At 63.0% G+C, this 25472-nt stretch carries 18 protein-coding genes; 7 read left to right on the top strand and 11 right to left on the bottom strand.

All coding sequences use genetic code 11. From position 1 onward, the window contains the following. Positions 1–52 precede the first annotated feature (52 nt). Positions 53–1846: a transcription termination factor Rho gene (gene rho / locus AADW18_RS13400; RefSeq protein WP_337343894.1), complete on the top strand. Its 1794-nt coding sequence runs from the start codon at positions 53–55 to the stop codon at positions 1844–1846. 277 nt (positions 1847–2123) lie between these two features. Here the strand turns inward: rho and AADW18_RS13395 are convergent, their stop codons facing one another. The 5 genes from AADW18_RS13395 to AADW18_RS13375 form a co-directional block, all read right to left on the bottom strand. Beyond that, positions 2124–3281 (bottom strand): NAD-dependent epimerase/dehydratase family protein, encoded by a 1158-nt coding sequence (locus AADW18_RS13395; RefSeq protein WP_337343893.1) that lies wholly within the window; start codon positions 3279–3281, stop codon positions 2124–2126. After that, positions 3278–4321, bottom strand: coding sequence for a Gfo/Idh/MocA family oxidoreductase (locus AADW18_RS13390; RefSeq protein ID WP_337343892.1), 1044 nt, complete (start codon positions 4319–4321; stop codon positions 3278–3280). Before AADW18_RS13390 ends, AADW18_RS13395 begins: the two co-directional genes overlap by 4 nt. A gap of 231 nt (positions 4322–4552) precedes the next feature. Next, entirely contained in the window at positions 4553–5410 is an 858-nt protein-coding gene (locus AADW18_RS13385; RefSeq protein WP_337343891.1) for a protein tonB, read from the bottom strand. A 72-nt stretch (positions 5411–5482) separates the two neighbouring features. Further along, the gene (locus AADW18_RS13380) at positions 5483–6331 is read right to left on the bottom strand and encodes a protein tonB (protein WP_337343890.1); all 849 of its coding nucleotides are present in this window, start codon (positions 6329–6331) and stop codon (positions 5483–5485) included. 91 nt (positions 6332–6422) lie between these two features. Continuing rightward, the gene (locus AADW18_RS13375; RefSeq protein WP_337343889.1) at positions 6423–7145 is read right to left on the bottom strand and encodes a hypothetical protein; all 723 of its coding nucleotides are present in this window, start codon (positions 7143–7145) and stop codon (positions 6423–6425) included. A 227-nt stretch (positions 7146–7372) separates the two neighbouring features. Here AADW18_RS13375 and AADW18_RS13370 point away from each other — a divergent pair, with 227 nt between their 5' ends. After that, positions 7373–9163, top strand: a complete 1791-nt coding sequence (locus tag AADW18_RS13370; RefSeq protein ID WP_337343888.1) for a monovalent cation:proton antiporter-2 (CPA2) family protein — start codon at positions 7373–7375, stop codon at positions 9161–9163. A 154-nt stretch (positions 9164–9317) separates the two neighbouring features. On the opposite strand, the gene AADW18_RS13365 is transcribed toward AADW18_RS13370, so the two are convergent. Continuing rightward, the gene (locus tag AADW18_RS13365) at positions 9318–12590 is read right to left on the bottom strand and encodes an ankyrin repeat domain-containing protein (protein ID WP_337343998.1); all 3273 of its coding nucleotides are present in this window, start codon (positions 12588–12590) and stop codon (positions 9318–9320) included. A 37-nt stretch (positions 12591–12627) separates the two neighbouring features. Continuing rightward, on the bottom strand, positions 12628–12915 hold the full coding sequence (locus tag AADW18_RS13360; RefSeq protein ID WP_337343887.1) for a YcgL domain-containing protein: 288 nt from the start codon (positions 12913–12915) through the stop codon (positions 12628–12630). Positions 12916–13070: 155 nt separating this feature from the next. Here AADW18_RS13360 and AADW18_RS13355 point away from each other — a divergent pair, with 155 nt between their 5' ends. The 3 genes from AADW18_RS13355 (at position 13071) to hemF (ending at position 17054) form a co-directional block, all read left to right on the top strand. Further along, entirely contained in the window at positions 13071–15449 is a 2379-nt protein-coding gene (locus AADW18_RS13355) for a S9 family peptidase (protein WP_337343886.1), read from the top strand. A gap of 17 nt (positions 15450–15466) precedes the next feature. Further along, positions 15467–16024 (top strand): hypothetical protein, encoded by a 558-nt coding sequence (locus tag AADW18_RS13350; protein ID WP_337343885.1) that lies wholly within the window; start codon positions 15467–15469, stop codon positions 16022–16024. 67 nt (positions 16025–16091) lie between these two features. Next, positions 16092–17054, top strand: a complete 963-nt coding sequence (hemF, locus tag AADW18_RS13345) for an oxygen-dependent coproporphyrinogen oxidase (protein ID WP_337343884.1) — start codon at positions 16092–16094, stop codon at positions 17052–17054. Positions 17055–17207: 153 nt separating this feature from the next. On the opposite strand, the gene AADW18_RS13340 is transcribed toward hemF, so the two are convergent. After that, positions 17208–17693 carry a YetF domain-containing protein gene (locus AADW18_RS13340; protein ID WP_337343883.1) on the bottom strand — a complete coding sequence of 162 codons (486 nt, stop codon included), beginning with the start codon at positions 17691–17693 and terminating at the stop codon, positions 17208–17210. A 504-nt stretch (positions 17694–18197) separates the two neighbouring features. Then, on the bottom strand, positions 18198–20972 hold the full coding sequence (gene polA / locus AADW18_RS13335; protein WP_337343882.1) for a DNA polymerase I: 2775 nt from the start codon (positions 20970–20972) through the stop codon (positions 18198–18200). Positions 20973–21070: 98 nt separating this feature from the next. On the opposite strand from polA, the gene AADW18_RS13330 reads away from it, so the two are divergent. Beyond that, positions 21071–21382, top strand: coding sequence for a DUF2782 domain-containing protein (locus AADW18_RS13330; RefSeq protein WP_337343881.1), 312 nt, complete (start codon positions 21071–21073; stop codon positions 21380–21382). 196 nt (positions 21383–21578) lie between these two features. Here the strand turns inward: AADW18_RS13330 and uvrD are convergent, their stop codons facing one another. Both uvrD and AADW18_RS13320 read right to left on the bottom strand, forming a co-directional pair. Then, positions 21579–23771 (bottom strand): DNA helicase II, encoded by a 2193-nt coding sequence (gene uvrD, locus AADW18_RS13325; protein ID WP_337343880.1) that lies wholly within the window; start codon positions 23769–23771, stop codon positions 21579–21581. A gap of 223 nt (positions 23772–23994) precedes the next feature. Continuing rightward, positions 23995–24609, bottom strand: a complete 615-nt coding sequence (locus AADW18_RS13320) for a TIGR00645 family protein (protein ID WP_337343879.1) — start codon at positions 24607–24609, stop codon at positions 23995–23997. A gap of 110 nt (positions 24610–24719) precedes the next feature. Here AADW18_RS13320 and AADW18_RS13315 point away from each other — a divergent pair, with 110 nt between their 5' ends. Further along, entirely contained in the window at positions 24720–25421 is a 702-nt protein-coding gene (locus AADW18_RS13315) for a glutathione binding-like protein (RefSeq protein ID WP_337343878.1), read from the top strand. Positions 25422–25472: the final 51 nt, after the last annotated feature.

Here is a 25472-nt window from a genome sequence, read left to right as displayed (position 1 = left end):
CCAAAAACGCCCGCACTTCCGCCGGCGCTCGCCACTTAGCGAGGAATCGCACTTGTCCGACAGCAACAATGAAACCGGCGCCATCGCCGAGAAGCGTGTGCGTAAGCCGCGCGCTCCGAAAGCCACCCCCGCCGAATCCGCGGCCCCTTCCAAAGCAGCACCGGCCGAGTCCGCTCCCGCCGTAGCCGCACCGCCTAAACCGGCGCCAGCGCCCGCCGCGGAAAAGACGCCGGCTGCGGAAAGCACCCTGCCGCCAGCGCCGCGCGAGTATGTTCCGCGTGAATCCGCTGCTGCGCCCAAGCAAGAGTCACGGCAGGAGTCGAGCCCGCCCCCGGCCCAAGCGCCAACGTCCGACGGAGGCCAGAATGGCGCCGCTCAAGAAGGCGATCAGTCGCGCGGCGGCGAGCGTTTCGGTGGCAACCAGAACCAAAATCAGAACCAGAACCGCCGCGACCGCTTCCGCAACCGTCGTGAACGCAACCGCGAGCGCTTCGGCAACGAAGGCATGCCCAACGAGGGCGGCAACGGCAATGAGGTTTATGTGCCTCGTCCGCCCGCCGCCAATGTGCCGGAAGGTTTCCCGCAGTATTCGCTGAGCGACCTGAAGCGGATGCCGGCGCAGAAGCTGCTGGACATCGCGGAACAGCTCAGCATCCAGGACGGCGTCGCCCGCGCGCGCAAGCAGGACGTGATCTTCGCGCTGCTGAAGGTGCTGACCCGTCATGGCGAAGGCGTCGCCGCCGACGGCGTGCTGGAAATCCTGCCCGACGGCTTTGGCTTCCTGCGTGCCGCCGAGGCCAGCTACCTGGCCGGTCCGGACGACGTTTACATCTCGCCCAGCCAGATCCGCCGCTTCAACCTGCGTACCGGCGACCACTTGTCCGGCCGCATCCGCTTCCCGAAAGATGGCGAGCGCTATTTCGCGCTGTCGATCGTCGACACCATCAATGGCGAGCCGCTGGAAGCCAGCAAGAACAAGGTGCTGTTCGAGAACCTGACGCCGCTGTTCCCGCGCCGCCGCTTCACGCTGGAGCGCGGCAACGGTTCCAGCGAGGACATCGCCGGCCGCATCCTGGACTTGATGGCGCCGCAGGGCAAAGGCCAGCGCGCGCTGATCGTCTCGCCGCCGAAAGCCGGTAAGACCATCATGATGCAGCAGATCGCCACGGCCATCACCACCAATCATCCCGACGTGCACATGATCGTGTTGCTGATCGATGAGCGTCCGGAAGAAGTGACCGAAATGCAGCGCACGGTGCGTGGCGAAGTGATCAGCTCCACCTTCGACGAGCCCGCCGCCCGCCACGTGCAGGTCGCCGAAATGGTGATCGAGCGCGCCAAGCGCTTGGTCGAGCACAAGAAGGATGTGGTCATCCTGCTCGACTCCATCACCCGCCTCGCCCGCGCCTACAACAACGTGGTGCCCAGCTCCGGCAAGGTGCTGACCGGCGGTGTCGACGCCAACGCGCTACACCGTCCGAAGCGTTTCTTCGGCGCGGCACGTAATGTCGAGGAAGGCGGCAGCCTGACCATCATCGCCACCGCGCTGGTCGATACCGGCAGCAAGATGGACGAGGTGATCTACGAAGAATTCAAGGGCACCGGCAACAGCGAAGTGCATTTGAACCGCCGCATCACCGAGAAGCGCGTCTACCCGGCCATCGACATCAACCGCTCCGGCACCCGCCGCGAAGATCTGCTGATCGAACCGGAACTGCTGCAGAAGATCTGGATCCTGCGCAAACTGCTGCATCCCATGGACGAGATCGCAGCGATGGAATTCCTGCTCGACAAGATGAAGAACACCAAGTCCAATGATGAGTTCTTCGCTTCGATGAAGCGGTAATTCGCCCAGCCAAGCATCAGGTGAAAGATAGAAAAAAACGCCCCGCAATGCGGGGCGTTTTTTTAATTGAGGATCGGGCCGATCAAAAAATCAGCCTAAGCAAGGTCTGAATAATTCGGCTGTTGCTCGTCATTCCCGCGAAGGCGGGAACCCCGTGCCCTTGCTTTCAATGGCTTAAGTCGCTGGATCCCCGCCTTCGGGGGGACGACGACAATTATTCAGAGGTTCCCTAGGACGACTTGGTTCGGCATCAGAGCCAGAAACTGACAACGTCCGATCAAACGATGCGCGCGAAGCGCATCCATTCGCCCGTGCGTCGGGCGCCGAGTTCGAACGAATGGGCCGGCACCCAGCCGAGCCGGGCCTTGGCCAGATCGTTCGACACCCATGATCGGTACGCTTCGCGCACGACCCGGCCCTCGCTGGGCATTCGCACCGCCGGGACGTCATCGGGGTGTGCCGCAGCGCGACGGCCCTGCAGCCGGGACTTGATCATCATCTTCTGCTCGGCGCTGATCCGCCGGGCGACCAACTCCTTGGTGCCGCGGATCAGCTTGCCGACCGGCGGGATGGTGCCGAGTTGAGCATGAAATGTCGGAGAGGCGGCAAGCCGCATCGCCGCAGTGACGCTGTCGCGCGCCCGCGGGCGTCCCCGCTGCCAGTAGGCGGCGATTTCTTCGAGCGAGTGGTCGTGGATGGTCTTTTCGCCCTCGACCATGCTGGCGAACGTGGTGATGAAGTCGCGCCACGTGATGCGGCTATCGCCGTTGATCAAGAACGCCGCACCAACCGCGTCGTCACGGTCGAGCGCTGCCATGATCGATTCACAGACGTCGTCGACGTACACCGCGTTGCAGATGCCCCGGCCGCCATCGATCATGCTGATCCTTCCTGCCCGCGCATCCTGGACGATGGGCGTGACGAAGAAGCTGTACGGACCGTAGACGATGGTCGGGCGGAGAACGACGGTCGCGAGCGCGCCGCGCTTTCCGGCAGCGGTGACTACCGCTTCCGCAGCGGACTTGGCGTCGGAGTAGCCCTCGCCCCATCGCTTGATCGCTGCGGTGCTCTCGGTGAGCACCGGCGGCTTCGGCGACGGCCCGTGCACCGCCATCGAACTCACGTGGACCAAGCGGCGGACCCGCGCACGCACGCAGGCGTCGACCAGAAGCGTGGTCTGCTTTTCGGCACTCTGGTCGTCGCCGTGGGCCAGGTTGATGACGGCGTCGCAGCCTTCCACCGCCCGCGCCAGACTGCCGGCGTCGAGCATGTCGCCGGCGACCAATTCGGCATCCAATCGGGCGATCCGCGCGGCGCGCGAGAAGTCGCGGACCAACGCACGGTACGGCAACCGGTGCTCGAGCGAGAGAAGTTCGCACAGGCGCGAGCCGATGAACCCGGTGGCGCCGGTGACAAGGATCTTGGTGGGTTTCACGCCGAACGCTCCATTCGTGCCAGCCAAGGCTGCGCCATCGGCGTACGCCTTGCGTACGCTGTCTCGATGACCGCGAGCGCCTGCAAGGCCGACTCCGCGGTCACGAACGGCAGGCGCCGCTCGCGGACAGCGCCGATGAAATCGTCGAGCTGTGCCCGGTAGTGGCTGCGCCCATCCCATCGCTTCGCGCACGCGATCTGCATCTCCATGGGCCCGCGGCGCGTGGTGCGGTGAAGCGTCAGCGTCCGCGGATCCGAGGTCGATGCCTCGAGCGTGCCGCGCTCGCCGATCACCCGGATGCTGCGGCGAAGCCGGTGCGACCAACTGAACTCCAGGCGCGTCGGCACCGGCCGTCCGCCGATGTGCAGCACGCCGGTCAATTTCGCATTGCTCTCGAAGCCACCAAATGAGTCGTCCTCGTAGGCGATGTCAGTGAGATCGCCGAACAGCCAGAGCACCCGGTCGAGGAGATGCACACCGCTGTCGAAGAGGACACCGCCGCCGGTCGCCTTGCGATCGAAGTAGCTGTTGCTCGCCATCGGCCAGTCGAGCGGGGCGCCGTCCTCGACGATCACCTCGCGAACTTCACCAATCTCGCCTTCCTCCACCAGGTCCGCGAGCCACCGGTTGTGCGGAAAGAACCGCATCATCAGCGCCACGGCGAGCACCCGTTCGTTCTGGCGAGCGGCCTCCACCATCTTGCGTCCGTCGGCGACCGTAATCGCGAGCGGCTTCTCGCACAGCACATCGATCCCCATCTCCATGAGCTGGATCGCAATGGGCGCGTGGAAGCGCGGCGGGACTGCCACGATGGCGGCATCGACCTTGCCGGCGAGCTCGGCCAGGTCGGTAGTGATCACCGCATCGACGCCACTCGCGCGCGCGGCTTGCGTGGCGTTGGTGCGATCGCGATCGCAGAGCACGGTCACCTGGACCCTGCGGTCTCCGGTAATCACCGGCAGGTGTGCCTCGCGCGTGATCGCGCCGCACCCGACAATACCGAGCCGCACGGGCGGCTGGGTGGAATGAAAGCTGGTCAAGGATACCCCCGGGTTCTCAGCACACTAAACGGCAATTGCAGCTGGATCAGGACATGCTGCTCGATGGTCTGGGCGAGTAGCGCGTGCGGCGGGGCCAGGAATTCCTGTTACCCAGGACGAAGAACACCAAGGTTAACGACGGGCTCTTCGCTTCGTGAGGCACTAACGTTCGGTTGATCAAGTTCAAGATTGAAGCCTCGCAATTGCGAGGCTTTTTTCACGAACCGCTATTTAGTTGGCCTGCAATGGAGTGAGCAATTCCAACCCGCTCTTGCCGGCCAATCGAATGTCACCTGCTGTCAACGCATCTGGTGCAAAGCCAGCTGGTTCATCTATAGACCAAGGATTTTCCTGCCGAGGTCCCGGAATGTAAGCCACCCATCGGCCATAGCGGGGTGTGCCTTGCCACGCCATCGAATAGTCCACAGGTACACGTACGGTCCAATAAGGATCGTCAGCCGCTTCACCGATAACGGGAGGCACAAAGGTCCATTTCATCGCGGCTGCCAAGCTGCTCTTGGCGAACATATCGCGCCAGCGCTGCATTTGGCTTTCATCGGAAACTACCCGCAGGTTCACCTGTTCGACGAGCGCATCTTCCACCATGCCGGATCGATTTATCTTCAACAGGAGATAAGCGGTTCCTACAGCGCTAGCTCTTGCTGCAGGCACGGGATAACTGGGCGGATCCATTTTTATGGCGGATATCCCGGCACCTGACGCGGATTCCTGCTTCAGCGGTGCGAAATCGACAGCCGCGATATACATTCTGAAGTCGCCGCTTTCGAGCTTATTCGCCCGCATAAGGATGCTCATCTTATTGTGCAAGATCGCAGGCTTCCCTTCGTGCAGGTAGGGCGTGAATGTCCACTCTACAACGTTCCTGTCGATGAAGGTGGCCACTTCGGCGGGGAGCTTTTCGCGTTGATCCAGCGTATGGCTTCTAACTTCACCATCGCTGCCGACTTCGAGAGCTCCCGTCACTAGCATGCTGGCTTCGGTCTGCTTGCGAACGACGCTCGGTCCGGCGGCCCACGCCGCAACCGACAACAACAACAGCAAAAACCCCAGCCCTATGCGTTTTTTCATTTCAATCTCCCTGCTCACAGAACGTACCTCAATGCCGCGTGCGGCATCAGGCCAATGCCAAGCGTGTGCTTTCTAGGTCCCGTCGAGCTGCGTAAGCAGTCGCGGACGCGACTGACCCAACATGTAGACGCCACCGTCGGCCAACGCATCCGACCCCGTCCCGAACTCTTCTCTGCCCCATTCCGGCACTTCACGTGGCCCCGGCACGTACAACTGCCATTGTCCGTATTGAGGCAAAGAGTCCATCAGGAAGAAGTCCACTGTCGTACGCAACACCCAGTACGGTTCGTCCGCCTTGTCGCCTTCCGTTGGCGGCACGAACTGCCAATTCTTCGCGTTATTCTTGGCCGCATTACCCAACACGCGGCGCCATCGCGCCATGACGCCCTCGGTCGCGACCACACGCAGATTCACCTGCTCCGCGACGGCATCTTCCACACGCCCGTCGCGACCAATGCGAAGTAGCAGGTACGCCGTTCCGGACACGCCACTCTTGGCGGCGTCGACAGGATAGCGAGGTGGATTCATTACCTTCGACGTAACGCGCAGTTCCTTCGGTTCTTTCTCGGGATCTCCAAATACAGCGCTTCGTATGCCCACGGTTAGGCGGTCGCCGTCCAATTTCTTGCTCGCAATACGCACACTCATCTTGGTCTGCGCGTGCACTGCCTTTCCATCGATTACGATCGGCTCGAAGCGCCAGTCACGCACCTGCTCCTGCACCATATCCACCACACCCGGTGGAATTTTCTCGGGAGAATCCAACACGGCATCGCTGACCATGCCGTCTGGCGCTATTCCAATCGTCCCGGTTATCAGCATGCTGGCTTCCGCCTGCTTGCGGGCAGCACCCTGGCCGCCCGCCCAAGCGGCGCACGCCAGCAGCATCAATGCAAAACCAGATCCAATGCGTTTTTTCATCTCAACTTTCTTATTTCCTGGAGAGGCCATCGGCTCAATATCGTCAACGTACTTTTGTTGCTTTACTGCACTCCCTCACCCACTGGAGCTCTTAACCACCTACGTCTAGCAACTTGAACGGCGAGTCCAAAGCCACCGGCGTGAGCGTGTTGCTTTCCTCACCTTTTGCTGCCAAGCAAGCTTCGGAGTTCTTTTCCTCGCGTTCGGCGGCGCTCAGAAGCCTCTGCTGCTTCGATTCGCCTCCCATCGAAAATTTCACTCGGATATTCGAACGTGTGCTCACTGGCCTCCCCGCTACTTGCTCCGGCAGAAAAACGAAATGCTCCAGCCACTGTTCCAGGGCGGGCTTGAAGTAGTTACGTCCCTCCTGTGTTTTTTTCTCTGGACGGACAGAATCGACAGTAGCGCGACCGTCTGCTCCGATGGTGTATTCCACATGCCAAGCGCCCGTGATGCCTCGCGAAGCCGCGCCAGCGGGATAACGCGGCGGAGGTAAATTCGGTAGGCCCTCTGGATTGCCGGGACCGTTGCCGCGGTATTCCACCGCTAGTCGTAAGGCATCACGCTGCCCTGTCTCCACGGCGCAGATGCGCAGCGACAAATAGGTGATGCCTTCGCTGGCGACGCCGTTGACCGTCGGAGGCTCGAAGCGCCAAGCCGACACCTGCTTTGCGATATGTACACGGACGGATTCCGTTACCCGCTCCGAAACTTCCACCTTGGTGGGAGTGCCTTGGGGGTCTATCCAAACCTTTGAGGTCGTCTGGAAAACCAATGGCTCCCCAGCTGAAGCACAAACCGCCCACAGCAGCATCGCGGGCAGCAGGCTCCACGGCTTCCTTCTTACGTCGTTATGCATCTTCATTCCCCCTGCGGCGTCTCTGCCAACCCCATCCCTATCCGAGGCACGTCAGCGTCGGTCCCTGCCTCCCCGTTTCGAAGCAGAGCCCGCAGCCTATCCCACCGGAAAGCGGCGTTCAACGAACGCTCCCGATGCCTCGAAACTTCGGAAGAGCCCCATAATGTCACTCGAGGTGACGCATGCACGGTAGTGCCCTGGAATTGACATTGGTGTTTTTGCTGGCCGCGGTGACCGCCGTGCCGGTGTTCAAGCGTTTCGGACTGGGCGCCGTCTTGGCGTACCTGGTGACCGGCGTGGTGCTGGGGCCATACGGCCTGGGCGTGGTGCAGGACGCAGACCGCATCCTCAACGCGGCGGAAATCGGCGTGGTGATGATGCTGTTCGTGATCGGCCTGGAATTGTCGCCATCGCGGCTGCGGGTGATGCGCAAGCCGGTGTTTGGCGCTGGCGGTCTTCAGGTACTGCTGACGGGTCTGGCACTGGGCGGGTTGGCGCTGTTGGCCGATCAGCACTGGAAAACGGCGCTGATCATCGGCCTCGGTCTGGCGCTGTCGTCCACGGCGGTGAGCCTGCAGCTGCTGTCCGAGCGCAAGGAGCTGACCAGCGAACACGGACGCCTGGGTTTCGCCATCCTGCTGTTCCAGGACCTGGTCGCCATTCCCCTGCTGGCGGCGATTCCGCTGCTGGGCGGTGCCAAGGATGAAACCCTTACCTGGACAGCCGTCTTCCAGGCCGTCGGCGCCGTGGCCGTCGTCATTTTCGGCGGCCGCCTGCTGCTGCGTCATCTGTTCCGGATCGTGGCGCGCACACGCATGCCGGAAGTGTTCACCGCCAGCGCGCTGCTGGTGGTGTTGGGCATCGCCTGGTTCATGCAGCTCGCGGGGCTGAGCGCGGGACTGGGGGCATTCCTGGCAGGCGTGCTGCTGTCGGATTCGGAATTCCGCCACGAACTCGAATCGCAGATCGAACCGTTCAAAGGTTTGCTGCTGGGCCTGTTCTTCATCGCGGTCGGCATGGACGTGGATCTGGACCGGGTGATGGCCGAACCGCAACTCATCAGTGCCGGTGTTTTGGTCCTGCTGGCGGTCAAGTTCCTGATGCTGTTCCTGATCGGCATGGGGCCCGGCAAGTTGGATGTGCGGGGGGCACTGATGCTGGGCGGCGTGCTGTGGCTGGGCGGCGAGTTCGCTTTCGTGGTGTTCAGCGAAGCGGTGCGAGCCAACCTGATGGATGACGAATTACGCGACCGCCTGGTCGCCATCGTCAGTCTGTCGATGGCGCTGACGCCGTTGTTGTTGATCGGCATGAGCCGGATGCTGGCCGGTGTCGCCAAACGCAAGCCACCGTCCCGCGCGTTCGACGATTATCCCGACGATCATCCGCAGGTACTCATCGCTGGCATGGGCCGTTTCGGCCAGATCATCGGCCGCCTGCTCACCGCGCAGCGGGTGCCGTTTGTTGCGCTGGAGAACAGTCCGGAGACGGTCGACACGCTGCGCCGTTTCGGCAATGCCCGCATCTATTACGGTGATCCGACCCGTCCCGACTTGCTGCGCGCGGCCGGCGCCCAGCACGTCAAGGCTTTCGTGGTGGCGATGGACGACCCGGACACCAATATCAAGACGACGCGATTGATCCGCCGCATGTTTCCGAAAGCCAAGGTATTCGCCCGCGCCCGCAACCGCCAGCACGCGTGGCGGCTGATGGATCTCAGCGCGGAGCCCGTGCGTGAAACCTTCGGGTCAAGCCTGGAAATGGGCGAACAGGTATTGATCGCGCTGGGTTTGCCGGCGGATGCCGCTGCCCGGCAAGCGAAACTCTTCCGCGAACACGATGAGAAGCTGCTGCGCGCGCAGTATCTGGTCTATGACGATGACGTGGCGGTGATCCAGACCGCCAAGGATGCGATCGGCGATCTGGAAAAATTGCTGGAAGCCGATGCGGGCGGGGTTGAGGCGCAGGAGAGTTGAAGCCTGTTGCACGCAACAGCGGGCGACAACAAATAGCCGTGATCTTTTTTTTCGTAGAGCGGAGCTTGCTCCGCTGCCCTTCGAAATGGTCTTGGCAGCAACAAGCAGCGGAGCAAGCTCCGCTCTACGCGGTGCGGTGGCGCGATTCGGCGTCTCAGCTCCGTTCGCGCAGGAAGCGGGCCATCGATGCGCCCGGCAGCGCGGGTGAAAATTCACTGGCGACATCGACGAACCCACGCATGATCGCGATCTCGCGTGGTGTGCGGTTCAAGGCGTCGCGCAGTTCGGGATCCGCGCCCGCACGCATCAGCCGCTGAACGACGCGCAGCAGACCATGCAATGCGGCCAGATGCAGTGGGCCGAAACCGCGCGGATCCTGCACGTCGAGCGAAACATCTTCGTCGAGCAGGCGCTCCAACCCGGCCAGCACGACATCTTCGTCGCAGGCCGTTCCTGGTTCGGCGCGCGCGCCCAGCAATAGCAGCAATGGCGTGACCGCGCCGGCGGCGATCTGTTCTGGCTCGGCACCGGACAACAGCAACGTATCGAACAGCGCCACCAAGCGCGGCTTGTCGCGCGCGGTGAAGCCGTACAGTGCGGCGCAGTGCAACGGTGTGAGTCCTTGCGCGTCGCCGGCTTGGACATTGGCACCGGCGGTCAGCAATTTGGCGACGATCTCGGGCAAGCCCAACGCCGCAGCCAGCATCAGCACAGTGACGCCGCCCGGCAGGCGATGTTCCAACTGCGCACCCGCAGCCAGCAGTGCATTGACGATGTCGGCTTGGCGCATGCTGACCGCGGCCGACAGCGGCGTAGCGCCGGTATTGGCGGCGCGCTGCGGATCGGCACCGCGCGAAATCAGCAATTCGACGGTAGTGCGATGGCCGCCGCCGGCGGCACGCAGCAACGCGGTGCAGCCTTGGGTATCCGGCGAATCGACCGCGAAGCCCAAGTCCAGCAAACGGCGTACGGCTTCGGTATCCCCGACCATCGCCGCCGCTGGCAGGTCAGAAGGACGCAGGGCGCGCTTAGGCAGGTTCCAGCCACGCCAATCCAACCAGTCCGCCAGATCGCGCCGACCGGTCGACAAAGCAACGCCCAGCGGTGTCTGTCCGTCCGCAGCGCGCGATTCTGGTGAAGCGCCCATGGCGATCAGGCGCTTCAACGCGGCTTCGCGGCCCAGCGCAGCCGCCAGGTGCAGTGCCGTCATTCCATGACTGTCTCGCGCCTCGCGGTCAACGCCAATGTCGAGCAGACGTTCCAGCAAGCGGGGCCACCCCAGGCGCACCGACAATGACAGCGGCGGATCGCCCTGCTTCGACGGCGCGAACGGATCGGCACCGCGTTCGATCAACTCCAACGCAAACTGTTCCAAACCACGAGCGGCCTGTTCGTCGTGCGCGCAGGCGGCCAGGAAACGCGCCAGGCCGCCAGCACCGGCGGGCGAGACTCCACGGCGCAGCAGTACCTGCAGCGCCGGCACGGCGTAGGCGCCTTCCGGCAACAAGAAGAACACCAGCACATCACCGGAATCGTCGCGGATCTCAGGATCAGCGCCCCGCGCCAACAGCCACTCCAACCGTGTCGGCGACAAAGCCAACTCAGGATCGTGCAGGAGGCTGCCTAGTTCCTGGGCGGAACATAATTTCGCCAACTCGGCGAGTCCGTCGTACTGGCTGGCGTGAAGCCCATCGCGTACCAGCGCCAGCGGTGCGCGGTCTGGCGGCGCTTGCTCTTCGTCACCCAGCGAAACCGCCGAAGGCAGCGGATAGTCCGGGTCCAGCACGGATACGATCGCCCAGCGACCCGCCGCCGCCGCCAGGTCGACGGCGCGTTTGCCCTCGGCATCGGCATAGCCGGGAGCGACGCCTATCTCCAACAAACGTCGAATCAGCGCGGGGGAAGCGGTTTCGGCGGTGCAGGCCAGCATGACGGCATTGCGCTGCTGGGCGTCGACAGCAGCGATATCCGAGCCAGCTTCCGCCAATTTTTCCAGTGTGCCGATGCGACCGCCGCGTGCGGCATCCAGCCAAGGCGTACGCCCGGCGTTGTCGCGGCCGTTCACATCGGCACCCGCGGCGATCAGCGTCGTCAGGATGTCGGTGTGCCCGGCAAGCGCCGCCTCATGCAATGCGCTGCGCAGCTGGCCATCGCGAGCATCGATCTTGGCCTTGTGCTTCAACAGCAGTTGCACGCCAGCGGGGTCATCTTCTTCCGTGGCGGCGGCCGCCAGCAACACCGGCTGGCCCCCTTGGGGATCAGGTCGCGCGCCGCGCTCCAGCAGGAACTTCGCCAAACGCCAGTTGCCCGCCACGCAGGCGATGCCGAGCGGCGACAGACCGTCGTGATTCAGCGCATCGACTTCCGCCGCTGCATCGCGCAGCAACGCCACCACCCCGGGATCGGAGCTGCGGGCGGCGAAATGGAGCGGTGTATTGCCTTCGTTATCGGTGATGCGCGGATCGGCACCGTTGGCGAGCAGGGTAGTGACCGCATCGGGGCGACCGTGCCAGCTATCACGCGTGGCGGCCAACAGCGGCGTCATGCCCGCATGCGCCTGGTTGAGATCCACACCTTGCCCAATCAAGGCACGCAGCAGGCGCAGATCGGGCAGCACCGCCGCCAACACGCTCAGGCTGCGCTGATCACGCGATCCTTCCGGCGGCACAGCATGTGGATCGGCGCCAGCGTCGAGCAAGTCCAGTGCGCGCTGCACGCGTCCGGCGCGGGCGGCTTCGAACAGCGCTGCGTCCAGATCGGCAACCGGCTGTTGAAGTTGATCCGGCTCAGGCGCTGCGGACATCGGCGCGGCAGCGGCATCGGATGCCATCTCCACCACCGGCAGCGTCCCGGCGCCTTCCATGCGTTGCAGCGTCCAATGCAGAAGCGGCGATACCAGCGCGTACGCCAACGCCACGGCGACTCGCCCACCCGCAGGCAGCAAGTCCGGCCAGGCCAGCAGCAGACCGCCGCCCACGGCCGCACCCACCAGCGCGGCCACACCCAAGCCGCGCCACGCGTGGAAGTCGCGCTCGGCCAATCCCCGCCAATGCGGGATCAGCGAACCACCATCGCGCTCCAGGCCGTGCCACAACGGCCACGTACGCCACAAACCGATCAGCACCGCGCCAATCACAGCGCTGACGCTCAGCGCCGCTGGCAGGCTGCCGCTTTCGCGCAGCGAAGCCAAAGGCCAGGCCAGCAGGATCGCGGCGGCGGCGAACGCGACCGCCCAGGCCAGCAGCAGCGCCGGCAGGTCCCTGCGCCAACCGCGCTGCGGCGCCAGCACGCGCGTCCCGCGCCACCACGACACGCCCAACGCCAGCGCCGGCTGCGCCAGCCAGGCGCCCAACGCCGCGATCACGCCGCCAACCACACCGCCCAATGCCGCCAGCAGCACGCCCAGCGCCAGCGTGGCCGCTGCGATGTGCCGAATGGAGATGCGTCGGATGGAAAAACGGGTTTCAAGCATCGGTGCGTTCGCCCGGAGTGCGTTGCGCAGGGGCGCGTTCGTCAGATCCGGGGGTTGGCGGGAACTGGATGTGGAACCCATGGCTCGCCAGATTCTGGCGAACCACCGCCGCGTCTCCGCGCGCCAGCTTCCGGTCCGGCGTCAGCGCCACCTCCAGCACGAAGGAAAGCGCTCCCATTTGGGTCCTCAACGGTTCGGGCAGGCAGGCGAAGTCATCGCGCTGGGCAAGATAGACGAAGGTGTCTGCCTTGCGCTGGCTTTTGTAAACGTAGGCTTGCATTCGCGCGCGCTGCGCCCTGCAGTAAATAAGGATCGGCAGATTGTGTAGTAAATGACAGTTCGGCGAAACCCGCACGACAAGCACGCCGTTCATTCGAAGCCGGATGCAACAGGCTGGTAATCTTGGCGTTTCACATCGCACTAACGGAAACCCGGATGCGCATTGCCCCGTTCGCCCTCCTGCTCTCGCTGGTCCTGGCTCCCCCACTGCATGCCCAGGACGCTGCCAGCGCCTCGACTTCTGCGTTGACTATCGAGCAAGTAATGGCCGACCCGGACTGGATCGGTCCGCCCGTCGAGCGCGCCTGGTGGGCCTGGGATGGCAAGCGCGTGCAGTACGAACTGAAACGCAACGGCAGCCTGATTCGCGACACCTACGAACAGCCCGTCGAAGGTGGCACCGCACAGAAGGTGGAAGACGCGCAGCGCGGTACTCTGGATGCCAATGCGCCGGTTTACGACCCACAGCGCCAGCGCATGTTGTTCGTGCGCAACGGCGATGTGTTCATTCGCGATCTGCGTAATGGTGCATTGAGTCAACTCACCCGCAGCAACGACGGCGAAGCGCGCGCACGCTTCGCCACCAATGGCGGCGCGATCTGGCGCAACGGCAATGATTGGTATCGCAGCACACCCGGCGGCGTGGTCACGCAGGTCGCCCTGCTGAAAGCGGAGAAAGATCCGACCTCCGAACCCAAGCAGGATGCCCTGCGCGAGCAACAGCTGCGCACCTTGCAGACGCTGGCCCAGGACCGTGCCCTGCGCGAAGCGGCGCAGAAGCAGAGCGAGGCCTGGCGCAAAGCCGACCCCACCCGTGCGCCGGCACCGATCTTCCTGGGCGATGACGTCCTGATCGAAGACAGCGCGCTTTCGCCGAACGCACGCTGGCTGCTGGTGGTCACGCGCAAGAAAGGCGCCGATGCCGGCCAGGCGGGCAAGATGCCCAAGTACGTCACCGAATCCGGTTACGAGGAATTCCAGGAAGTCCGCACCCGTGTCGGCCGCAACGCGCCGGTGGCGCATACGTTGTGGCGAATCGATCTGAGCGACGGCGGCATCAAGGAGCTGAAGTTCGACGCGCTGCCGGGGATCGACAAGGACCCGATGGCAGCTCTACGCAAAGCCGCGGGCAAGGAGCCGCTGAAGGGCAACCGCGATGTGCGTATTGAAAACGACGGCGATGGCAATGCCATCATCTGGAGCGACGACGGCAATCAAGTCGCCGTGCAGATCCATTCTGTGGACAACAAGGACCGCTGGCTCGCCAGCGTCGACTTGGCCGCCGCCAAGCTGCAGCCGCGGCATCGGCTGACCGATGAAGCCTGGATCAATTGGGGCTTCAATGAGTTCGGCTGGCTGCCGGATAACAGGACCTTGTGGTTTCTGTCCGAACAATCCGGTTATGCGCATCTGTACGCGGTGGACGGCAACAAATCGCGCCAGCTGACCAAAGGAAAATGGGAAGTGTCCGCGCCACAGCTTTCCGCCGACGGCCGCGGCATTTTCTTCCTGTGCAACCGCGAATGGCCCGGCGACTACGAAGTCTGCAAGCTGGACCTGGCCAGCGAACAGGTGACCGAAGTGACCGCGCTGGACGGCGTGGAAGATTTCGCCCAGTCGCCCGATGGTGGCCGCTTGCTGGTGCGGCATTCGCGTAGCTACACCCCGACGCAGTTGTCACTGGTGGACGCTGCGGGTGGTCCGGCCAAGGCATTGACCGATACCCGCACCGCAGGCTTCAAGGCACGCGCCTGGATCCAGCCGGAAATCGTGCAAGTACCGTCCAAGCACGGCGCCGGCACCCTCTGGGGCAAGTACTACGGGCCCAAGCAGCTGGAGGCTGGCAAGCATTACCCCATCGTCATGTTCGTGCATGGCGCCGGGTATCTGCAGAACGTCCATGCCCGTTATCCGGCTTACTTCCGCGAACAGATGTTCCATAACCTGCTGGTGGAGCGCGGCTACATCGTCCTGGATCTGGACTACCGCGCAAGCGAAGGCTATGGCCGCGACTGGCGTACCGCGATCTACCGGCAGATGGGCCACCCGGAGCTGGAAGATTATCTGGATGGCCTGGATTGGCTGGTCGCCAACAAGCAAGGCGACCGCGATCGCGCCGGCATCTACGGCGGCTCGTACGGTGGTTTCATGACCTTCATGGCGCTGTTCCGCAAGCCCGGCGTGTTCAAGGCCGGTGCCGCGCTGCGGCCGGTGGTGGATTGGACCCAGTACAACCACGAATACACCAGCAACATCCTCAACACCCCGGAACTGGACCCTGAGGCCTATCGCAAGTCTTCGCCGATCGAATATGCATCGGGCCTGCAGGACCATTTGCTGATCGCCCACGGCATGATCGACGACAACGTCTTCTTCCGCGATTCGGTCGTGCTGACGCAGAAGCTGATCGAACTGCGCAAGGACAACTGGGAACTGGCGCCGTACCCGATGGAACGTCACAGCTTTGTCCGTGCCGACGCCTGGCTGGATGAGTACAAGCGCATCCTGAAGTTGTTCGAGAACAATCTGAAATAGTGCTGAGGGAGATTCCTGTGGTCACTACCAGCGCCGCCGCGCCGCGGCCGTCGCAGTTCGTGACGGTCATGGCCCAGATTTCCATTGTCCTGGGAATCGTCGGTACCGTTTACGGCTTGTTGCAGGCGGTGGTGATCGCCGTCCTGTTCGGCAGTGAGTCAGTGAGAGGTGTCTTCGCCGAGATTCCTGCAGAAGGGGTACCGCCGTTTGGCCAATGGTTGATAGCTCATCTACCCGCGGCCGGTTGGGGTTTCATGCTGATGTCAGTTGTTTTTCTGGCCGCGTCGGTAGGCTTGCTCAAACGCTACGAATGGGGCCGCCTGTTGTTTATCGCCTTCATGCTGGTGGGCGCGGCCGTGAATTTCCTGGGCGTATGGATGCTGGACGCTGTATTCGAGTGGCTGCAGTCACTGCCGATATCGGCGGAATCCCAGCCGGTGCAGGCGGAGCTGGCGCAGTTGCGCATCACGTTGCTGGTGGCGACGGCCGGCAGCGCCATCGTGTTTGCCGCACTGCATGGCTGGATCGTCCATCAACTATGCACGCGCGCCGTACGGTCCGAGTTTCAGCACTGACGCAGGAAGTCGGGTGGCGCAAGGAGTGCCACGCGGGATGGCACCCGCCGCCGTTAGAATGCGCGGCATGAACGAATTCGATGCCGTACGCGATTACCTGACCGGTCTGCAGGACCGCATCTGCGCCCAGATCGAAGCGGCCGACGGCCGCGCCCGATTCAAGGAAGATATCTGGACGCGATCGGTAGACAGCGACCGCTCCCGTAATCCTGCCTCACGCGACAGCGGCCCATCCCTGGGCGGCGGCGGACGTACGCGCATCCTGCGTGATGGCAATGTGTTCGAGCAGGCAGGCATTGGCTTCTCCGATGTCTCGGGCAACCAGCTGCCGCCGTCGGCATCGGTCCACCGGCCGGAACTGGCGGGCGCCTCCTGGCGCGCGGTAGGCGTCTCGCTGGTATTCCACCCGCGCAATCCCTATCTGCCCACCACCCATGCAAACGTCCGCCATTTCCGCGCCGAGCGCGAAGGCCAGACCGTGGCATGGTGGTTCGGCGGCGGCTTCGACCTGACCCCGTTCTATCCGATGGAAGAAGACGTGCTGCACTGGCACCGCACAGCGCGCGAGTTGTGCGAACCGTTCGGCGGCCAAGCGCGCTATGACGCGCACAAGCGCTGGTGCGACGAGTACTTCTTCATCAAGCATCGCAACGAGACCCGCGGCGTCGGTGGATTGTTCTTCGACGATCTTGGCGAAGACTTCGACTCCGATTTCGCTTACATGCGCGCGGTGGGCGATGGATTTCTGGACGCCTACCTGCCGTTGGTCGAGCGCCGCAAGGACATGGCGCATGGCGAACGCGAGCGCGAGTTCCAGCTGTACCGACGTGGCCGCTACGTCGAGTTCAATCTGGTCTACGACCGCGGCACCTTGTTCGGCCTGCAGAGCGGCGGCCGCGCCGAGTCGATCCTGATGAGCCTGCCGCCGCTCGTGCGCTGGGAGTACGGCTATGCACCAGAGTCCGACAGTCCGGAACAACGCCTCAATGACTATCTGAGGCCGCGCGACTGGTTGAACGAACTGGCGTGATGTTGGCGCAGCGCGAGCATGGCCTTGCGCTTCGCGTCTTATCCAGGATCCCGCTGTGTTGCACCCGAGCGACGTCAGTGTGCGGCTGAGAAGAACAGGTGGACCAACGCGGAAGAGTAAGCGTGCTGCGAGCGTCCTCCAATGCAATTCATATCAGTCCCGCCGGACGACGGTGATATGACCGTTGGTTTCCAGTACCGCCATGCGGATATCGTCGACGCCTTCGATGCCAGCTTCGCGCAGCGCCTTTTCGAAATCCTGCCGGCTGACTAGTTCGCGCCGCAATACATCCTTGTAGACCTTGCCATCGTGTGCCAGCAGCACCGGCGTGCCTTCCACCAGTGCTTCGATCCTGTCGCTGCGCGCCGATACCATTCCGACCAACCAATTCAATACGATCAGCGTGGCAGCCAATAACAAACCGCCGGCCACCGAGTTGTCGCTGCCAAGCAGAGCGTTCTGCACCGCGTTGCCCAACAGCACCACCAGCAGCATGTCGAACGCGGTGAACTGCCCCATCGTGCGCTTGCCCGAAAGCCGGATCATTCCCAACAGCACGAAGTACACGACGCAGGCCCGCAGGACGAATGCCCACCAGGGCATCGATAGATCGAACATCTGGGCGAATTCGGCGTGCATGGACAGTCCCCTAGGTGGATGCGATTTTTCGCTGTTGTTTTTCGCTGTTGTAGGAGCGCCGTCTCGGCGCGAGCTCTTCGCTTCTTTCGCAATCTGGCGGGAAAAGCTCGCGACGGGACGTCGCTCCTACAAGGGCGTCATGGATGGCTGATTATGAGGAACCCGGGTGGTTGGACATTGCCATCACGAATCATCAGGCAATAAAAAGCCCCGCAGACCAGGGGGGGATCAGCGGGGCCAGGGAACGTGACCTGGGGAGGGGTCGCCGTTCCGGGGGAGATCACTCCAGGGGATGGGAGAGATCCAGCGACAGACCTTGCATCTGTCGCGACCTATATGACCATTTCGAGCATGGATGGTTCGTGAAGATTTCCGTTAATAAACCGTAAGATTTACTGAGGATTCAGTTTACTAAACCCGTAAGTTCATTAATGTACCTGACTAAAAATCACACTCGCTCTCGATAAATTACTGTTCTAAAACGGCTTTGTCATCCTGGGCCTATCAATGCGCCTCATCCCAGTTGTCTCCGACCCCGCTATCGACGATTAACGGAACGGAGAGTTGCGCCGCCCCCGCCATCAGGCGGGTCGCTTCGCTGAGCAGCGTGGGTACGAAATCCTCTTCCGCTTCGAATACCAGTTCATCGTGCACCTGCAGGATCATCAGGGCCCGCTCGCGATAATCAGCAAGCCAAGCATCGACGGCAATCATCGCGCGCTTGATGATGTCCGCCGCCGTGCCCTGCATCGGCGCATTGATCGCGGCGCGTTCGGCGCCCGCACGTTGCCCCTGCGTGCCTTTGGTGATGTATTCCAGATACAGGCGGCGGCCGAAAACCGTCTCCACGTATCCATATTCGCGCGCCTGTTGGCGGGTACGCTCCATGAAGTCGCGCACGCCAGGATAGCGGCTGAAATACAGGGCGATATAGTCCTGCGCTTCGCCACGGCCGATGCCTAGCTGGCGCGCCAGACCAAAGGCGCTCATCCCATACATCAGGCCGAAATTGATCGCCTTGGCCGCACGCCGTTCGTTGGATGTGACGTCTTCCATCTTGCGGCCGAACACTTCCGCGGCGGTAGCTTTGTGGATGTCGGCACCGGATTCGAAGGCGCGCACCAGGCCGGGATCTTCGGACAAGTGAGCCATGATGCGTAGCTCGATCTGCGAGTAATCGCAGGCGATCAGCTTGCGGCCTGGCGGCGCGACGAACGCTTTGCGAATGCGCCGCCCGTCCTCGGTACGGATGGGGATGTTCTGCAGATTGGGATCGGTGGACGACAGCCGGCCGGTGGCGGCGCCCGCCTGGTGATAACTGGTGTGCACACGGCCGGTCGTTGGGTTGACCATCTCCGGCAGCTTGTCGGTGTACGTACTGCGCAGCTTCGCCAGACCTCGGTATTCCAGAATGACTCGTGGCAGCTCGTGCTGATCGGCGATGGCTTCCAGCGCTTCTTCGTTGGTGCTGGGTTGCCCGGTCGGAGTCTTCAGCACCGCTGGCAATTTCAACTCGTCGAACAACAGCGCCTGCAGCTGCTTGGGGGAGTCCAGATTGAAGCTGCGACCTGCCAGTTCGGTGGCTTTCTGTTGCGCCGCCAGCATCCGCTTGGACAGGTCGGCGCTCTGCCGCCGCAATTCGTCGCCGTCGATCATGACGCCGTTGGCTTCGATCGAAGCCAGCACCGGCACCAGCGGCATTTCGATGTCGCGATAGACATTCAGCAATCCAGGCTCGGCAGCCAACTTCGGCGCGAGCACGCGATGCAGTCGCAAGGTAACGTCGGCATCTTCGGCGGCATAGCGCGTGGCGTCGTCCAGAGCGACCTGCGAGAACAGGATCTGCTTGGCGCCCTTTCCGGCTACCGCTTCGTACTTGATGGTTTCGTAACCGAGGAAGCGCTTGGCGAGGCTATCCATGTCGTGGCGGTTGCTGCCGGAGTTCAGCACGAAGCTCTCCAGCATGGTGTCGTCGCTGTAGCCCGTGACGTCGACGCCATGGCGGCGCAGCACCTGGAGGTCGTATTTGCCGTGCTGGCCGAGCTTTTTCTTTCCGGCATCGGCGAACAGTGGCGCCAGCTGCGCCAATGTGGACGCGCGATCCAGCTGTGTTGGCGCGCCGGGATATTCATGCGCCAGCGGCAGGTAAGCCGCCTTGCCGGGCTCCACTGCGAAGCTCAACCCGACCAGATTGGCCCGCATGGGGTCCAGGCTGTCGGTTTCGCTATCGAAAGCGAATTCGTCGGCTTGGCGCAAGCGTTCGATCCAGGCTTCGAGCTGTTCATGGGTCAATACGGTTTCGTATTCGCCGGGCGCGGACAGTTCCGCATCGACGACGGCTTCGACCTCGGTGGACGAGGCGACGCGCCCAGTACCGCGCGCGCGTCCGGGTTCCTTCTCTTGCCGTGGCGCGCCCTGCAGCGGTGCGGCAACGCCGCCGTCCAGTTCCTTGAGCGCCTGGTTGAATCCGTAGCGCGCGTACATTTCGCGAAGCGTCTCGACATGACGTTCGCGCAGGGCCAGCGTTGCCGGTCCGCCTTCCAGCGGGACGTCGGTCTTGATGGTGACCAGCTCGCGATTCAACGGCAGGCGCGGCAACGCGGCGCGCAGGTTTTCACCGATCTTGCCCTTGACCTGATCGGCATGGGCGATGATCGCGTCCAGGGTGCCGTATTCGCCCAACCATTTGGCCGCGGTCTTGGGGCCGCATTTGTCCACGCCGGGCACGTTGTCCACCGTATCGCCCATCAACGCCAGCAAATCGACGATCTGCTCCGGGCGCACGCCGAACTTGTCCATCACGGTCGCTTCGGAATCCAATCGGCTCCCGCTCATGGTGTTGACCAGCGCAATGCCCGGGCGCACCAGCTGAGCGAAATCCTTGTCGCTGGTGGAGATGGTCACTTCCATGCCTTCAGCCGCGCCTTGCAGGGCCAAGGTGCCGATCACGTCGTCGGCTTCCACGCCGTCGATGCACAGCAAGGGGAACCCCAACGCCTCGACGATGCGGCGCATGGGTTCCACTTGGGCCCGCAGCTCCTCCGGCATCGGCGGACGCTGGGCCTTGTATTGCGGATAGAGCGCGTCGCGGAACGTCGGCCCGCTGGCGTCCAGCACGAAGGCCACGTAATCGGGCTGCTCCTTCAAGGTGGAACGCAACATGTTGACCACGCCGAACAGCGCGCCGGTGGGTTCGCCGGCGGCGTTGGTCAGTGGCGGAAGCGCATGGAAGGCGCGGAAGAGATAGCTGGAGCCATCGATCAGTACGAGTCGTGTCATGGCGAGATTCTACCTCCCCCGCTTCCCACGTCAGCCATCACGGCGCGGTTCCGCCTGGCAGGCGCATAATCCCGGCATTGGTGATCCGAGGAACCGGCATGTCCCGCACGACTCTGCAATTCGCGCTGCTGTTGTCCGGCACACTGGCCTTGGCCGGCTGCGCCGTCTTTGGTGGTGCTCAAGACGACCCCGACGTGGATCTGGCCGATGCCCAGGTCGCCGTCCGCACCGAGAAGAACGGTGATGTGATCGAGGAGTATCGGGTGGGCGGGGCGCTGAAGATGGTCAAGGTGGTTCCCGCACGCGGGCCTACCTATTACCTGATCGACGAAAACGGAGATGGCCGCCTGGACAGCAGCAAAGGCGAAGGCCCGGTGTCACCGGTGTATTGGAAGCTTTACGGCTGGTAGGACGACGCACTCATTGGCCGCACATGCACAACGGTCTCCCATCCCGTAGGAGCGGCGTCCCGCCGCGAGCTTTTCGCTTTCCGCGGCAGGCATGCATCTGGGGGTAAAGCAAGAGTTCGCGGCGGGACGCCGCTCCTACAGGGTGTACGCCGAAAATGAGTGCGGGTGCGAAATCCACGTGCCGCTGGACGATCTGCTACACCGCCTGCAGATTCGCGTAGGCCAGAACCAGCCACTTGCTGCCTTCGTTGTCGAAATTGACCTGCACGCGCGCATGCGCGCCGCTGCCTTCGTAGTCGATGACGACGCCACGCCCGAACTTGGCGTGCTGAACGTTCTGGCCCAATTTCAACGCCGGTGTCTCAATGGCGGCATGGCCGAAGTCCCGCCGTGGCGCGTAGCCCGGCACGGGCCGTGATACCTGCACTCGCGGGCGAACCTCGTGCACCAGGTTCGCCGGAATCTCCCGCAGGAAGCGCGACGGAATACCGTACATGTCCTGACCATGCAGGCGCCGCGCTTCCGCATAGCTGAGTATCAGCTTCTGTCGCGCGCGGGTGATACCCACATATGCCAGCCGGCGTTCTTCTTCCAGGCGACCGCTTTCGTCCAGCGACTTGTTGCTGGGGAACAAGCCTTCTTCCAACCCTGCCAGGAACACCAGCGGGAATTCCAATCCTTTGGCCGAATGCAGCGTCATCAGTTGCACGCCGTCCTCGCCGGCTTGAGCTTGGCCTTCTCCGGCTTCCAGCGCCGCGTAGGACAGGAACGCCACCAGTTCCGTCATGCCTTCGTCGCTTTCGTCGTCGGCGATGTCCATTTCGCGCCGCACGAAGCGAGAAGCTACCGAGACCAATTCGTCCAGATTGTCCGTGCGCGAATCCAGCTGGCCACGGCTTTCGGCCGCGTAATGGTCGCGCAACCCCGACCGCATCAGTACATGATCAATCTTGTCTTTCAGCTCCAGCTCGCCGGTTTCATCGGATAAGCCGTCGATCAGTGCGAGGAATGCCGCCAGCGCGTTGCGCGCCCGCGCCGCCAAGGCCGTGCCGGTAGCGATCCGGCGCGCACCTTCCCACAAGGGCACCGCACCATCGCGCGCGCATTTGCGCACTTCATCCATGGTGCGGTCGCCGATGCCGCGCGTTGGTGTATTGACCGCGCGCTCGAAGGCGGCGTCGTCATCGCGATTCGCAATCAGGCGCAGATAAGCCAGCGTGTCCTTGATTTCGGCGCGTTCGAAAAAGCGCATGCCGCCGTAGACGCGGTACGGCACCTGTTCGGCCAGCAGTGCTTCTTCGAAGGCCCGTGACTGCGCGTTGCTGCGGTAAAGAATCGCGGCGTCGCTGATGCTGCCGCCATCGCGCACCCACTGACGGATGCGTTCGACCACGAAGCGCGCTTCGTCGATCTCGTTGTAGGCCGCGTACAGGTCGATGGGATCGCCGTCGCCGGTATCCGTCCACAACTGCTTGCCGATGCGACCTGGGTTATGTGCGATGACGCCGTTGGCGGCATTGAGGATGTTGGCGCTGGAGCGGTAGTTCTGCTCCAGGCGGATCGTCTGCGCACCTGGGAAGTCGCTCAGGAAGCGCTGGACGTTTTCGACCTTGGCGCCGCGCCAGCCGTAGATGGCCTGATCGTCATCGCCGACCACGAATACACGCCCGCTTTCGCCCGCCAATACCCGCACGAAGGCGTACTGGATGGCGTTGGTGTCCTGAAACTCGTCTATCAGCAGTTCGCCGAAACGCGTCCGGTAATGCGCCAGCAATGCCGAATTGTCGCGCAGCAATTCATGCGCGCGCAGCAACAGCTCGGCAAAGTCGACCAACCCGGCGCGATCGCATCGCTCCTGGTACAGCGCGTAGGCGCGGCGCAGCGTGTCGGTCCATACGTCCTCGCCCGGCTGGATATGCTGCGGCCGGCGGCCTTCGTCCTTCTGCGCGTTGATCCACCAGCCGATCTGGCGCGGAGGAAAGCGCGCTTCGTCCAATTCCATCTGCTGCACGACGCGCTTGATCAGCCGAAGCTGATCGTCGCTGTCCAGCACCTGGAAGGTCTCCGGCAACTTCGCTTCCTGCCAATGCAAGCGCAGCAGGCGATGGGCCAACCCATGGAAGGTGCCGATCCACATGCCGCGGCTGCCATTGCGCAGCTGCATGTCGGCGCGCGCACGCATCTCGCCAGCGGCCTTGTTGGTGAACGTCACCGCCAGGATGCCGTGCGACGGCACGCGGTGCACTTCGTTCAGCCATGCGATGCGATGCGTCAGCACACGCGTCTTGCCGGAGCCTGCGCCAGCCAAGACAAGATAATGGCCGGACGGTGCCGAAACGGCTTCGCGCTGCGCGGGGTTCAGATCATCGAGTAGGTGAGAGACATCCACCGCGGCATTTTACAGGAGCACGCGGACCTGCTGGGCGTTTTCTCCTGTAGAGCCTATGGTGCCCGTCGACCCTGATGACCCCAGTGGCGGCATAGCATCCTTGTGGGAGCGACGTAAGTCGCGACCGGATACATCAACGTCGCGACTTACGTCGCTCCCACAAGAAATTCATCCGCAATGTAGAGCGGCGCTTGCCCCGCTCTACGAAAGCATCGGCACCGAATCAATGCGCGCCGTGCTCGCCCTTCGGCTTGGCCGTGACATGCAGCATCAAACGATCCGTGTAGGCGATGCCGACCGCCGACAGAATGAAGACGCAATGGATGATGGTCTGCCACATCACGCCGGCTTCGGTGAACTTGCTGCCTGGCATCCCCAGGTCGCCGACTTCGATGAAGGTCTTCAACAGGTGGATGGAGGAGATGCCGATGATCGCCATGGCCAGCTTCACCTTCAGCATGCTGGCGTTGACGTGGCTCAGCCACTCCGGCTGATCAGGATGCCCTTGCAGGCGCAGGCGCGACACGAAGGTTTCGTAGCCGCCCACGATCACCATCATCAACAGATTGGAGATCATCACCACGTCGATCAGGCCCAGCACGATCAGCATGATCGCCACTTCGGCGCTTGGGCCTCCATCGGCCAGCTTGGCGGCCTGCTCCGCCTCGCCGCTGTGCAGGAACACCTCGCTGACCAGATGCACCAACTCCACGCCGAACTGCCAGACATACACGCCCTGCGCGACGATCAGTCCCAGGTAGAGCGGCAGCTGCAGCCAGCGGGAAGCGAAAATCAGATTCGGCAAACTGCCAAGGCGTGCGGTGGACGGCTGGGACATGTTGGGATGCTGCGTTGCGGGGATGCGGCAGGTTACCGGCACTCTGTGACGCTGCCAACCCGGCCGCCGGCGCTAAACTCGGCCTTCCCCCAATGTCGAAGCCAACGACCATGATCGACTTTTACTACTGGCCGACGCCTAATGGCCACAAAATCAGCTTGTTCTTGGAAGAGGCCGGCCTTCCATACAACATCAACCCGATCAATATCGGTGCGGGCGACCAGTTCAAGCCGGAATACCTGGCGATTTCGCCCAACAACAAGATGCCGGCCATCGTCGATCACGCACCTGCCGACGGCGGTGCGCCGGTCAGCGTATTCGAGTCCGGCGCCATCCTGATGTATCTGGCGGAAAAAACCGGCAAGTTCCTGCCTGCGGATCTACGCGGCCGCGTGGCCACGATGGAGTGGCTGTTCTGGCAGATGGGGGGATTGGGCCCGATGACGGGGCAATCCGGTCACTTCAACGTGTATGCGCCCGAACCCATTCCTTACGCGATCGACCGCTACGGGCGCGAAGTGACCCGTCTGCACAGCGTATTGGACAAGCGGCTGGCCGAGCATGCGTTCGTGGCGGGTGATGACTACAGCATCGCCGACATGGCGATCTACCCGTGGATAGCGGCGTACGACAAGCTGCCGCCGGATTTCGGCGCATTTCCGCATCTGGCCCGCTGGCACGGGAGCATCGCGGTGCGCTCCGCCACCCAGCGCGCCTATGCGCTGAAGGCGCAGGTGAACCCCGAGGCGGGAAAACCGCTGAGCGATGAGGAACGCAAGCATCTGTTCGGTCACGGTCTGGCGCCGAAGTAACCATTACCGGACGCGCCGGACACGCCCGTGACAGACTATGCCGCCACAAGC

It is taken from the genome of Pseudoxanthomonas sp. CCNWLY206-1, from assembly GCF_039710385.1.
Lineage (GTDB): Bacteria > Pseudomonadota > Gammaproteobacteria > Xanthomonadales > Xanthomonadaceae > Pseudoxanthomonas_A.
The sequence above is the reverse complement of the archived record's forward strand: the minus strand, read 5'-3'. Positions and strand labels throughout refer to the sequence as shown.